This is a genomic window from Parasedimentitalea nitratireducens, from assembly GCF_057444295.1.
On sequence record NZ_JBYAXC010000001.1, the window covers coordinates 795,188 to 807,558 of the forward strand.

The 12,371-nt window shown below is 51.7% G+C and carries 17 protein-coding genes; 9 read left to right on the forward strand and 8 right to left on the reverse strand.

Translation table 11 applies throughout. The annotated features are described in order from the left end of the window. Positions 1–61: 61 nt before the first annotated feature. From trxA to AC2T28_RS04055, 3 genes are all read left to right on the forward strand, one after another. A complete protein-coding gene (trxA, locus tag AC2T28_RS04045; protein WP_486747661.1) occupies positions 62–382 on the forward strand; it encodes a thioredoxin in 321 nt (106 codons plus the stop codon). 134 nt (positions 383–516) lie between these two features. Beyond that, a complete protein-coding gene (locus tag AC2T28_RS04050) occupies positions 517–864 on the forward strand; it encodes a Lin0512 family protein (RefSeq protein WP_486747662.1) in 348 nt (115 codons plus the stop codon). After that, the gene (locus tag AC2T28_RS04055; RefSeq protein ID WP_486747663.1) at positions 864–1,229 is read left to right on the forward strand and encodes a Lin0512 family protein; all 366 of its coding nucleotides are present in this window, start codon (positions 864–866) and stop codon (positions 1,227–1,229) included. The genes AC2T28_RS04050 and AC2T28_RS04055 overlap by 1 nt, the downstream gene beginning before the upstream one ends. 59 nt (positions 1,230–1,288) lie before the next feature. Here AC2T28_RS04055 and AC2T28_RS04060 read toward each other — a convergent pair whose 3' ends face one another. Then, the gene (locus AC2T28_RS04060; RefSeq protein WP_486747664.1) at positions 1,289–1,480 is read right to left on the reverse strand and encodes a DUF1127 domain-containing protein; all 192 of its coding nucleotides are present in this window, start codon (positions 1,478–1,480) and stop codon (positions 1,289–1,291) included. Between the two features lie 194 nt (positions 1,481–1,674). Here AC2T28_RS04060 and hslV point away from each other — a divergent pair, with 194 nt between their 5' ends. The 4 genes from hslV to AC2T28_RS04080 all read left to right on the forward strand — a co-directional run bounded on the left by hslV (position 1,675) and on the right by AC2T28_RS04080 (position 5,808). Then, positions 1,675–2,232 carry an ATP-dependent protease subunit HslV gene (gene hslV, locus AC2T28_RS04065; protein WP_167683215.1) on the forward strand — a complete coding sequence of 186 codons (558 nt, stop codon included), beginning with the start codon at positions 1,675–1,677 and terminating at the stop codon, positions 2,230–2,232. Then, a complete protein-coding gene (locus tag AC2T28_RS04070; RefSeq protein WP_486747665.1) occupies positions 2,229–3,293 on the forward strand; it encodes a hypothetical protein in 1,065 nt (354 codons plus the stop codon). Before hslV ends, AC2T28_RS04070 begins: the two co-directional genes overlap by 4 nt. Positions 3,294–3,304: 11 nt before the next feature. After that, a complete protein-coding gene (hslU, locus tag AC2T28_RS04075; RefSeq protein ID WP_486747666.1) occupies positions 3,305–4,612 on the forward strand; it encodes an ATP-dependent protease ATPase subunit HslU in 1,308 nt (435 codons plus the stop codon). Positions 4,613–4,689: 77 nt separating this feature from the next. After that, complete coding sequence (locus AC2T28_RS04080) at positions 4,690–5,808, forward strand: alpha/beta hydrolase (RefSeq protein ID WP_486747667.1); 1,119 nt, start codon at positions 4,690–4,692, stop codon at positions 5,806–5,808. A gap of 6 nt (positions 5,809–5,814) precedes the next feature. Here AC2T28_RS04080 and AC2T28_RS04085 read toward each other — a convergent pair whose 3' ends face one another. The 3 genes from AC2T28_RS04085 to AC2T28_RS04095 are packed head-to-tail and all read right to left on the reverse strand — an operon-like array spanning position 5,815 to position 8,107. Then, a complete protein-coding gene (locus tag AC2T28_RS04085) occupies positions 5,815–6,402 on the reverse strand; it encodes a Smr/MutS family protein (protein WP_486747668.1) in 588 nt (195 codons plus the stop codon). Beyond that, positions 6,402–7,454 carry a murein transglycosylase A gene (mltA, locus tag AC2T28_RS04090; protein ID WP_486747669.1) on the reverse strand — a complete coding sequence of 351 codons (1,053 nt, stop codon included), beginning with the start codon at positions 7,452–7,454 and terminating at the stop codon, positions 6,402–6,404. The genes AC2T28_RS04085 and mltA overlap by 1 nt, the downstream gene beginning before the upstream one ends. Continuing rightward, positions 7,451–8,107 (reverse strand): Tim44/TimA family putative adaptor protein, encoded by a 657-nt coding sequence (locus AC2T28_RS04095; protein ID WP_486747670.1) that lies wholly within the window; start codon positions 8,105–8,107, stop codon positions 7,451–7,453. The genes mltA and AC2T28_RS04095 overlap by 4 nt, the downstream gene beginning before the upstream one ends. Positions 8,108–8,216: 109 nt before the next feature. Between AC2T28_RS04095 and AC2T28_RS04100 the strand changes: the two genes are divergently transcribed. After that, a complete protein-coding gene (locus tag AC2T28_RS04100; protein WP_486747671.1) occupies positions 8,217–8,714 on the forward strand; it encodes an FxsA family protein in 498 nt (165 codons plus the stop codon). 68 nt (positions 8,715–8,782) lie between these two features. Then, a complete protein-coding gene (gene secB, locus AC2T28_RS04105) occupies positions 8,783–9,271 on the forward strand; it encodes a protein-export chaperone SecB (RefSeq protein ID WP_486747672.1) in 489 nt (162 codons plus the stop codon). Between the two features lie 63 nt (positions 9,272–9,334). Here secB and dnaQ read toward each other — a convergent pair whose 3' ends face one another. From dnaQ to AC2T28_RS04125, 4 genes are read right to left on the reverse strand one after another with little or no spacing between them, the layout of a single operon-like run. Beyond that, entirely contained in the window at positions 9,335–10,057 is a 723-nt protein-coding gene (gene dnaQ, locus AC2T28_RS04110) for a DNA polymerase III subunit epsilon (protein WP_486747673.1), read from the reverse strand. Next, a complete protein-coding gene (gene coaE / locus AC2T28_RS04115; protein WP_486747674.1) occupies positions 10,050–10,643 on the reverse strand; it encodes a dephospho-CoA kinase in 594 nt (197 codons plus the stop codon). Before coaE ends, dnaQ begins: the two co-directional genes overlap by 8 nt. Beyond that, positions 10,640–11,473 carry a shikimate dehydrogenase gene (locus AC2T28_RS04120; protein WP_486747675.1) on the reverse strand — a complete coding sequence of 278 codons (834 nt, stop codon included), beginning with the start codon at positions 11,471–11,473 and terminating at the stop codon, positions 10,640–10,642. Before AC2T28_RS04120 ends, coaE begins: the two co-directional genes overlap by 4 nt. Then, positions 11,470–12,069 (reverse strand): Maf family protein, encoded by a 600-nt coding sequence (locus tag AC2T28_RS04125; protein WP_486747676.1) that lies wholly within the window; start codon positions 12,067–12,069, stop codon positions 11,470–11,472. Before AC2T28_RS04125 ends, AC2T28_RS04120 begins: the two co-directional genes overlap by 4 nt. Between the last annotated feature and the right edge of the window lie 302 nt (positions 12,070–12,371).

The following is a 12,371-nucleotide window of genomic DNA, read 5'->3' on the forward strand; positions in this document are numbered from 1 at the left end:
GATCCGCGAGCCCGTTCTTAGGTTCCAACTCCAGTTGCCACACACTCATGGAGACATGCATATGTCCACCGTTGCCGTCACCGACGCTACTTTCGACGCCGAAGTCAAAAACTCTGATGTACCTGTAGTCGTAGACTTCTGGGCCGAATGGTGCGGTCCTTGCAAACAAATCGGCCCCGCTCTGGAAGAGCTGGCAGCCGAATACGGCGACAAAGTCAAAATCGCCAAGGTTGATGTTGACAGCAACCCTAACGCCGCTGCGGCTATGGGCGTTCGCGGCATCCCTGCCCTGTTCCTGTTCAAAGACGGCCAGGTCATTTCGAACCGCGCCGGCGCAGCCCCTAAGGCAGCGCTGCAGAGCTGGATCGAAGAAGCTCTCTGATCGTTTAAGATCAATGATTTACAAGGGGCGTCCATTTGGGCGCCCTTTTTGTTGGCCCCATGCCCATCGCAAATTTGGCGCTTCCAATCCGCTTGCTCAGCGTTCAATTTCTGGCAAACAAAGGCGAGGATGAAATGGCCAAGACACGTGTATTGGTAGAATTTGGAATGGGAACGTCACTTAGACGTGAAGATTATACCCAGGCCGCAGTCCGGGCGATCAAAGATGCCTTGTGGCACAATTCAGTCAATATGGCTGAGCTCTTCGAGTTCCCAAAAGAAGCCATGATTATTGACGCTGAAATCGGTGTTCAGAGACCTGAACAGGTTGATATCGAAACTTTGAAAGAGATCTTCCCTTACGGCCAACCCAGCATAAACGTCGTACAGGGAGGCTTGGATATCGACAAACCTCAATCAGACGGTCGAACCGTCATCGCCAATGCAGCAATCGTGGTGTCGTTTGAGATGGAGGCCGTGTGATGGCTGATAAACGTATCATTCTGGAAATGGGTACTGGCAACGACCTGTATGGTCAGGATTATACCAAGGCCGCCCGGCGTGCCGTGCAGGATGCACTGCATCACTCTTCAATCACGTTGTTTTCCAAACTTGGCGTTGATCACACCGAAATGCGGGTGGATGTCACCATTGCCGTGCAAAAGCCGGAACAGGTTGATTGCGAACTGATTGCCCAAGATCTGCCACGAGGACGGGCGACTGTGCATGCTGTTATGGGTGGTTTGGATGTTGAAGACACAGAGGCCGAAACCCGGCACGTGGTCGCCACTGCAGCGGTCGAGGCATTTTTGCCAGATATGGCAGGGCGATATAAACTAATGTCCTGAAAAGAAAAAAGCCGCCCAGGGAGGAGGGGCGGCTTTAATCTTCGGGCTGTATCGCGTGATCAGAACAGATCGTCGCGTGTCAGGCCGATGTCCTGAAGTTGTTCGGCACTCAAGCGAGACAGAATCTTGCGAGTTACGCGGGCTTCGTTCCAAGCCACAACAGAGTTTTTCAGGTTCAAAACGCTATCAACAATACGAAGAGTGGCGACTGCTCCCAGAGGAGCTTGAGTGGTGGCGGTTGCATAAGCCATGATGTGCTTCCTTTGATTTATCAGCCGACACTGTGTCGGTGTTGACCCTCATGTAAGACCGCTAAGTGAGTCTCACAATTGCCCGTTCGACAGCCCCGGATTGCGCCCAGTGCATAGCAAGTTAGCAAAAGGTAAACCGTTGCCTCTGCGGCGTCTGGCCCCCATATACAAGTTGCAATCAAACGGAGGCATTCATGGCAGACGATCAATTCCCCGGCTGGCACGGCACAACTATCATTGGCGTCAAAAAAGGCGGTGAAGTTGTGATTGCTGGTGACGGGCAAGTTTCGCTAGGGCAGACAGTCATAAAAGGCACTGCGCGCAAGGTCCGCCGTCTGTCTCCTGGGGGATATGACGTTGTCGCTGGCTTTGCCGGCTCGACCGCTGACGCTTTCACCCTGCTCGAGCGGCTTGAAGCCAAACTTGAGGCAACACCTGGTCAATTGGCACGCGCAAGCGTGGAACTGGCCAAAGATTGGCGCACAGATAAGTACCTGCAAAAACTTGAAGCCATGCTGATTGTCACCGACGGCACCGATCTTTTGGTGATTACCGGCGCTGGCGACGTTCTGGAACCAGAACATGAAGTCGCCGCCATCGGATCGGGTGGTAATTTTGCCCTCGCCGCTGCGCGTGCAATGATGGACAGCGACAAGTCTGCCGAGCAAGTGGCCCGTGATGCGATGGCAATTGCTGCAGATATCTGCGTCTACACAAATGGTCGCCTGACCGTTGAGAGTATTTCTTCGTGATCAACCGTGACGATCTTCGTGCCGCGGTAGGAGCCGGCTTGATCAAAGAAGCACAAGCAGCGTCTTTAGCCGCGCTGGCAGATAGTCGTCGGGGGGCCCGCGAAAACCTAGCTCCAGGAGACGAGCCCTTTGAACTATTCAAAGGCTTCAATGAGATTTTCATCGTTATTGGCCTTTTGATCCTGTCAACGGGCTGGGTTGCGGTGAATAGTGTCGCCATGGTTGGGGAAATCACCAACTACCAGCTCAAGATCGTCTCAACGTCAGTTATTTCGGCAGTCGCCATCTGGATTTTGGCAGAGTATTTCATCCGACGACGACGAATGATCGCCCCTGCTATCGCATTATCACTTCTTTGGGCTGCCAATGCCGGCTCAGGTATCACAGCATATTTTGCACAGCCTTTTATGCTCGCCCAAGATGATTTGTCGAGCCTGCCGTTGCCTTTGGCGTTGACCACTTTGGCCATGGCGTTGTTTTGGCTGCGATTTCGCGTCCCATTTTCTATGGCGCTCATCGCGCTTGGGGTTTTTGCCCTGACAATTATGATGGGGGCCAACCAGGCAGGAACCCCCAATAGTCTCAACGACTTGTTCCTGCTTTCCGCCGATGGGCCCTTTGCCTTTATCACTCTGGCCGTAGGTATCGCTGTGTTTGCCGTAGCTATGGCCTTTGACATGTCCGACCCACATCGGGTGACCCGACGGTCAGCGCAAGGATTCTGGCTACACGTGGTTGCAGCCCCTGCCCTTGTGAACACCATCGCACTGACCTTGCTTACCAGCGAGTCTGACATGGCCCATACTGTCCTAATGGCAGTTTTATTCCTATTTGCTGTGGTGGCCATTTTGATCGACCGACGATCTTTTCTAATCGCAGCCATCGGCTACATCGTAACATTGGCCTGGACAGTTTTTGATGGAGGAAACACCGCGATGGTCGTCCTCTTGCTTGGAATCTTTCTTGTGGTGTTGGGGGCTTTCTGGGCGCGCATTCGTGCTGCCCTGTTGCGGCCTCTTTCCGGTATTTTACCCCTGCACCTCCTACCACCATCCCATTGATCGGACGACTTATGACTGACCTGACTCCCCGCGAAATCGTATCGGAACTGGACCGGTTTATCATCGGTCAAGGTGACGCTAAACGCGCCGTGGCCGTGGCGTTGCGCAACCGCTGGCGCCGCAAGCAATTGGCGGATGACCTGCGTGACGAAGTTTATCCCAAGAATATCTTGATGATCGGCCCCACCGGCGTAGGCAAAACCGAAATATCTCGTCGATTGGCAAAACTCGCCCGGGCCCCGTTCATCAAGGTCGAGGCAACTAAGTTTACTGAAGTGGGTTACGTTGGCCGTGACGTGGAACAAATTGTCCGCGACTTGGCTGACGCTGCTATTTTGCAAACCCGCGAGTTGATGCGCGATGACGTAAAAGCCAATGCGCACCAAGCCGCCGAAGACCGTGTGCTCGAAGCAATCGTCGGTGAAGACGCGCGTGATTCAACGCGTGACATGTTTCGCAAAAAGCTGAAATCAGGAGAGCTGGACGACACAGTTATTGAACTGGATTTGGCCGACAAGTCTAACCCGATGAGTTCGTTCGAAATTCCCGGTCAGCCTGGTTCAAACATGGGCATGATGAATTTGGGCGATATTTTTGGAAAAGCCATGGGCGGACGCAGTGTTCGCCGCAAAATGACAGTGTCTGAGAGCTATGACATTCTAATCGGTGAAGAAGCCGACAAACTGTTGGACGATGAAACAGTTACCCGAGCAGCACTGGAGTCAGTTGAGCAGAATGGCATTGTGTTCCTTGATGAAATTGACAAGGTCTGCGCCCGCCAAGACGCGCGTGGTGGTGACGTCAGTCGCGAAGGGGTTCAACGCGACCTGTTGCCATTGATCGAAGGCACCACTGTGTCTACCAAACACGGCCCGATCAAAACCGATCATATCTTATTTATCGCTTCGGGTGCCTTTCACATCGCTAAACCTTCTGACTTGTTGCCAGAACTTCAGGGCCGTCTTCCAATCCGGGTTGAGTTGCGCGCGCTGACCGAAGAAGATTTTGTTCGTATCCTGACTGAAACCGACAATGCACTGACATTGCAGTACACCGCACTGATGGGCACAGAAGAAGTTGTGGTCACCTTTACTGAAAACGGCATTTCGGCTCTCGCCAAGATTGCTGCCGAGGTCAATCAATCGGTTGAAAACATCGGCGCACGGCGTTTGTACACAGTGATGGAGCGGGTTTTTGAAGAGTTGTCTTTCAGTGCTCCGGACCGTGGCGGAGAAGAGATCACCGTGGACGCTGACTTTGTCGAAGAGAACCTTGGCGCATTGGCAAAGTCTACCGACATCAGCCGTTATGTGCTGTAACCAGAATTTGGGCGACGCCATTGGACAACACCGGTGGCGCCGCTAGCCTGTTGTTAACGGCTAAGGGTAGCAGTTTGATGCATAAATTTTCTCGGGTATTCTTGGGTGTCGCAGTTATTGGCCTGGTAGCCTGCACTGATCGCTCTTTTACCCCCACCACGCCCTCTGCCTTACTGGTTGGCACCCCAAAGACTATTTTCGCCGCAACTACGCGAGAACCAGGGACTGATCTTAGCTTTGGACCTGATCGCTCTGACACTTACAGCCTTCTGGAACTCACCGTTTCGATCCCACCCAATCATCAAACCGGTAAGTTGGATTTTGCTTATTCAAAACCTGACCCAGAAATTCAGTTCACGATGGCCGGCCGTCGCGTATTCGACAATCCCGACGATTTTAAAACCCGGTTGAAAGCTGAAGTTAGCGAACTCCCAAAAGACCAACGCGAAGTGACTGTATTTGTACATGGGTTCAACTCAACCCAGGCCGAAACAGCATTTCGTGCTGCCCAACTGGCAGAGGATATTCAGCTACCAGGGGCTACAATGATCTACTCGTGGCCAAGCCAGGGAAATCCGCTTGGCTATGCCTATGATGGCGACAGCGTTCTGTTTGCCCGAGATGGGCTTGAAAAAATGCTCCGCCAAATTCGGGCGGCGAAAGTTGGACGCATTATCTTGGTTGCCCACTCGATGGGCTCACAGCTGGTTATGGAAACTATACGGCAAATTGAAATCCAGACACCGGGCTGGTCAGCGGAAAACCTGAATGGGGTTGTCTTGATGTCACCTGATCTGGATGTCGACGTGTTTCGCAGTCAAATGAACCGCATTGCGGATGTTCCGCAGCCATTTATCGTCTTTGTGTCTCGCAAGGACAAACTTCTCAACATTTCCGCTCGACTAAGAGGAACCCATTCAAGCGAAAGGTTGGGGAATCTTTCCTCTCTGGAAGCGGTGTCTGACCTTCCAATTAATATCATAGATACAACCGCTTACTCCGATGATGCTGAGTCCTCTCACCTTGTTGCTGGTACTTCGCCTGCCTTGATCGCAATGCTAAATTCTGCCCGAAAAACCGCAGAGGCATTTGGTCGCGAAAACATATCGCTTGAAATTTTGCTTCCTGGCCAAGTTTCTCATGATGGCGAGACGACGCAGGTCAGCCTCTCTGGGGTACCCGTTGATAACAGATAGTCCGGGTTAACGTGTTCTGCGGAGATATACATAGTATGCCCCTCCGCCACCGTGGCTGACATGTGCGGGCGTCACTTGTAATACAGCCTGAGCCAGTGGCGAGAGCGTCAACCATTGAGGCACCTGATGGCGTAGCACGCCGCGAGGCGTTGGGATGGGACCGGGTTCATCACGGTCCTTTCCTTTACCAGTTACGACCAGAACCAACCTCTTTCCTGACGCCTGAGCCGACAAAATAAAGCGGATCAAAGCCGGGTGAGCAGTATCTACACGCATTCCATGCAGATCCAGCTTGCCTTCGGGTTTGATCTTGCCGCGTTTCATACGCGTAAATGCCTTTTGGTCCATCTGAACTGCGGACCTAAACAACCGATCTGTGATTGCTGGTTTCAAATCGTGTCTTAGTGGCTTTTGCTTGGCGCGGCTTCCCAGCTCGAATTTATCAATTCGAGGAATAGGTTGTTTCGTCGGCTTGGGTTTCGGCAAGGGCGCTGCAGCCGGCGTGGTATGTGCTCCGGGATGCATGCGCTCGGTCTTTTTAACGACCTCTTGCCAAAGGTCGATTTCCTCAACTGTCAATTTCCGCCGTGTCATCAGAGATCTTCCGGTAGCAATGCATATGCTCGCTGGATGGGCAACAGGACCACCATGCGCCCCGGATCACGCAACCGCCCGGCTGCCTTCCCTGCTTCATCACCGGTTCCATAAAAGATATCAGCCCGCTGAGCACCCTTGATCGCGGACCCCGTGTCCTGGGCAATCATCAACCGGCGCATACTGTCAGCCCCATCTTTTTCCAGCCAAACTGGCGCCCCAAGCGGTGTATACTTTGGATCAACCGCCAAACTCCGTAGCGTGGTTACAGAACGGTTCATCGCCCCGAGCGGTCCAGCAGAAGCCGCCACTTTTCGTACTTCTCTGAAAAACACATAGGATGGATTGTGCATCAGCAACTCATAGCCATCCTGCGGGTTGCGGCGAACCCAGTTCTTGATCACTTGTGCACTGACCTGATGAACCGAATAAATTCCACGCCGCACAAGCTCTTGTCCTATAGACCTATATTTGTGGCCATTGGCCCCACCATAGCCTATTCGAATAGAGCTCCCATCTGGCAACCGAACACGGCCAGATCCCTGAATTTGCAGAAAAAATAGCTCAACAGGGTCATCCACCCAGGCGATTTCAAGCCCCCTACCCTCCATCACGCCGCTGGATAAAATATCACGACGTGGGAGCCATTGGCCTGCGTTCCGTGCTTCGGGCGGCATTTTGTAAATGGGGTACCGATAACGCGCGCTCTGGTAGCGCGAACCATCTAACTCAGGCTCAAAGTAACCTGTAAACAAGGCGTTCTGACCATCTTCGATCAAGATCGGGCGAAACATCAACTCAAAGAAAGCGCGTGCCGCCTGGGGTTTTTGATGCTGAGCAACTGCACAGAGTGAGCGCCAGTCCGGATCGTCAAAATCCATACAGGTCTGCAGAAACACATCCAGCGCTGCGGCGTGATCATCCTTCTCCCAACCATCGAGCTGGGAAAAGTTCAACAAGCTATAACTTGTTTCCGATTGCGCTTCGGATGCATTCACGGCGGCCCCCAATAGGCATGCAGCACCAAAAGCCCGCCGAAGCGCCCCAATCATGCGTCCGTGGCGACCAGATGCCAGTTTGGATCATCCGTTCCCATGTTGCGAGCAAATGTCCAAGTGTCTTTCTGACGCTTGATTGCCTTGGGATCACCTTCAATAATATCTCCACCACGGTCACGCACGACCGACGTCATTTCGGCGACAAAACGCATAGTCACTTCTGCACGGTTCTGGTCTTCATCAAACTGTGCATCAACAATCGCTGTTTCACGAACGCCAAAAAACTCAGCTTCGATTGTCAAACCCTGATCTTCACGATCAGCTACAGCGCTGACAAAACTGTCAAAAATTTCTTCGGACATGAACGGCTGGATATTATCCAATTCACCTCGTTCAAACCCCATAAGGATCATTTCATACGCCCCACGCGAGCCTTGAACAAATTCACCTACCGAAAATGACGTTTCAACACGTTTCATAGCAGAAAGCGCCTTGGCCTGCTGGCTATCTTCATCCACGTGATCAGTGATATCCCGGTCTGGCCCCCCATCGATCACTTCAAACCCAGAACGTTCCGCACGCCCGTTAGGTTTGGGAAGTGGTGGTTTTTCAAAACCTTCTCGGGAACCCAGCACATTTTTCAGGCGCAGGATTAAAAATACGGCAATACCGGCTAAAACCAAAAGCTGGATCAATGGAGACTCCATCTGGACCTCATATTAAAGACTAGGCTTTGTAACCAAAGCTCTCAGCACTTATGTAGGTGACAGGCGGGATCAAGTCCACCGTCCCGCAAATGTCACAAGGAAACTGTAAATGTACCTGCTTCTGGCCTTTCTGTTGGTGCCAATTGTCGAAATTGCTCTGTTTATTCAGGTTGGTGGGATCATCGGCCTGTGGCCAACTCTGGCGATTGTGGTTTTAACCGCGGTCTTGGGGACCTGGTTGGTTAAAACGCAGGGCCGCATGGCGTTAGGTCAACTACAATCTTCGTTTCAAAAACTTGATGACCCAACTGAACCACTGGCGCACGGGGCCATGATCCTTGTTGCCGGCGCATTATTGCTGACGCCCGGCTTTTTCACAGATGCCGTTGGGTTTTCTTTGCTGATGCCCCCGGTACGAATGGCCGTTTTTCGTTTTCTCAAGTCGCGTATCACCATGACACAGTTTCAAATGGGGTCCGGCTCGATGCACTCACGAAGCTATTCTGGGGATCAGGGTGATATCATTGATGGTGAATACAAAGACGTTTCCCAAAAGAATCCAAACCAACGCGCTTCGGGTTGGGTAAAAGGGCCAGATCAAGGTTGACCTGACCCGTTGAGGTGCAGTGGCCAAGCTGATATGCACAGCGCGAATATTATTTCAGGAGTAGTCCCATGGCCGAAAACGGCGTAACCGAAGGCGCACAGCCGCAAATCCAGATGAACGTTCTGGGCCAATACATCCGCGACATGTCGTTTGAAAATGTCATGGCACAAAAGGGTGCCAGCTCGGACGCACAACCCGATGTCAGCGTTCAAGTGAACCTGGATGCCAAAAAGCGCACTGCAGAAAACCAATACGAAGTTCTGACCAAGTTGATCATCGAATCCAAAGTTAAAGATTCAGATGATGTTCTGTTTGTGTTTGAGCTGGAATATGTTGGCATTTTCAACATCGAAGGTGTGCCAGAAGACCAACTGCACCCCTTCTTGCTGATCGAATGCCCACGGATGCTGTTCCCATTCTTGCGTCGCATCGTTTCCGACGTAACCCGTGATGGTGGTTTCCCACCACTGAACCTGGACAACATTGATTTTGTTGCGATTTACCGCAACGAGCTGGCTCGTCGTCAAACTGAAGCTGCAGCACAACCACAGCAGTAGTATCCTGAAACAGGGTATCTAATTAGAGACGCCGCTGATCTTTCAGCGGCGTCTTTTTACATTTTATGCTTTCCACAATGCGCCTTCGCCCATTTTTTCGACAAACTCGTCGTGAGCGGCTTGCTCTTCTGCGGTCAGTCGTGATTTTAGCGCTGTAGGACGCTGGGTTGGGCGCCAATCATCATCAACGGCTCCAGTCTTACTTGATGTGGTTGCAGACAAGGCAAAATCTGGCTGTCGACCGCCAATAAGCTCAAGATAAACTTCTGCCAAGATCTCCGAGTCAAGCAACGCGCCGTGCAGTGTTCGGTTTGAGTTATCAATGTGAAACCGGCGACACAGTGCATCCAGTGTTGCCGGCGAGCCCGGAAACCTCTTTCGCGCGATTGCCAGCGTATCCAACGCTTGCTCCATTGGAAGTTCCTGCAACCCCATCCAACGAAGTTCAGCATTCAAAAACTTCATGTCAAAGCTGGCATTGTGGATGATCATTTTGGAATCACCAACAAAATCCAGAAACCCCTGCCCCACTTTGGCAAACACCGGTTTGTCTTTCAGCGTTACCGCACCTGGCGCGGGCGTTTGTGGCGGCTCCAGCAAATCGGGACCAATTCCATGCACACCAAAAGCCTCAGTTGGCATTGACCGTTCGGGATTGATGTAAACGTGGTAGGTTTCCCCTGTTGCCATGTGGTTCATCAACTCCACAGCACCGATTTCTACAATCCGGTCACCCGAAAATGGATCAAATCCGGTGGTCTCGGTATCCAGAACAATCTCACGCATTTGCCATCTTCTCCCGGATGTCTTTCAGAACCCGATCCACTTGCACTCGCGTGTGTTCCAGAGTGTCAGTAACGATCACATAATCGGATCGGGCAGTTTTCTCTTCTATCGGCATCTGCTTTTGCAAGATTTGTTGATATTGCTCAAGCGTCATGGTTCCACGTTCAAGAACACGCTTTTGCTGTGTCTCTGCATCAATCGAAACACAGGCCACGGCGTCCATTTCAGCAGAGCCACCAGTTTCAAACAAAAGCGGAATATCAAAGACCAGAATGTCTGATCCCGCTATTTTTAGAAAGGCGTCCCGATCTTGCGCCACCAATGGGTGAACAATTTCTTCAATCATTTTCAAGGCATTGGCGTTATTTCCAATAATCGCCTTCAACGCCATTCGGCTTACCCGCCCATCCTCTATTGCCTCGGGAAACTGAGCTTGCATTGCATCAACAGCTGCACCGCCAATATCATACAGCCGATGTACCGCCGCATCAGCATCCCACACCGCACATCCAGCGTCGGCAAACAGCTTGGCCGTTGTGCTTTTGCCCATGCCGATGGAGCCGGTAAGTCCCAAATTGAAAGTCATCGTAACGCAGCAGCGCGTGTGGCCTTATCTACTTTTGGCCGCTGACCAAACCAGCGTTCAAAACCAGGTACAGCCTGATGAAGCAACATTCCCAAACCATCCACTGTAATACAGCCAATTTCTTCGGCGTATTGCAGCAAGTCCGTCTTAAGCGGAGCATAAATCAAATCAGTCACCACAGTTGTGGGCTGCAGGCCATCCAAAGGAACCCGCAACCGGGGTTTTCCTACCATTCCAAGTGACGTTGTATTGACCAACAACGCTGCTTCTTCGATGACGTTGCCGGCCTGGACCCATTCAACGACCCGAATACGGGCACCAAATTCTTGTCTCAGCTGATCCGCGCGACCCCGGGTTCGGTTTGAGAGGATGATTTCTGGAACGCCTGCTTCTAGCAGTGAGGCTACAACAGCACGGCAGGCTCCACCTGCCCCCAGAACCACTGCTGCGCCGCTTTTGGGATCCCAAGTTGGCGCAGCTTGATGCAGGTTGGTAATAAATCCATAGCCATCTGTGTTGTCAGCCAGAATTGTCCCATCCTTGCGGAAAATCAGCGTATTTGCCGCTCCTATCAGGGTTGCTCGATCAGTCACTTGGTCCGCAATCGACATTACCGTCTCTTTGTGAGGGATCGTCACATTGGCGCCAACAAAACCCATCTTAGGCATCGACCGAATGACGTCCTCTAGGTCCTTTGTTTCCACATGCATTGGTACGTAATGACCGGCGATGCCATATGCATTCAGCCAATGCCGTTGCAGTTGCGGAGATTTGGAATGGGCCACCGGACAGCCTAGTACCGCCGCCAACGGAATTATAGTGTGACTCATTGCTCGATCATCCCCTGAAGTGCCAAGTAGTTAATAAGTTCCATCAGAGGTAAACCCAAAACATTAAAGTAGTCGCCGTCAATGCCTGAGAACAGGCGTACCCCTTCTTCTTCCAGTTTATATGCCCCAACAGCGTGTTGAATACTGTCCCAATTGCGCTCTACGTACCCCTGCAGATAAGCATCTGAACTGTTACGCATGCACAATCGCACCTGTCCAACATGGCGCCAGATAGGTTCCCCATCTCGACAGATCACCGCCGCAGACAACAGCATATGTCGCTTGCCACGCATCGCAAGCAGTTGCTTTAGCGCTTGCTCAGGATTTTCAGGCTTGGACAACAAGTTCCCCTCAAAATCCAATACCTGGTCGCAACCCAAAACCAGGGATCCAGGGAATTTAGTACTTACTTTTCGTGCCTTTAACTCGGACAAGGCATCTGCAATATCTCTCGGAGGAGCACCCTCTCCCAGCAAAGCGAGCTTCGCCGATGTCTCATCGACATGCGGTTTTTCAGTTTCAAAATCGATGCCAGCTTGGCGCAACAGTTGCGCACGAATGGCAGATACCGAAGCAAGAATGATGTGGGTAGTCATGTGGAAAACCCCATGGAAAAGTTTCTGATCGTTCTGGGATGGTTTGTATGGAATTTCCGCTCAAAGCAAGCATTGGGGGTTTACGCAACATCTCGGGAAAAAGCCGGCAGATTCGCCCTCCTAGGATAAGCATAACTTCTGAACTTGGGATATCTGCGCCGTCCCAAAGTATTAACGCAGTTATCCCCACGGTAACTTTGGTAAATAGAGTCTTAACGGTCTTATTTCTAAGGTTCCGTCAAAATTCATCCCAAATTCATCGCTCAGATCTGGAAACTTATCCATGCTGGGGATAAGCCCGT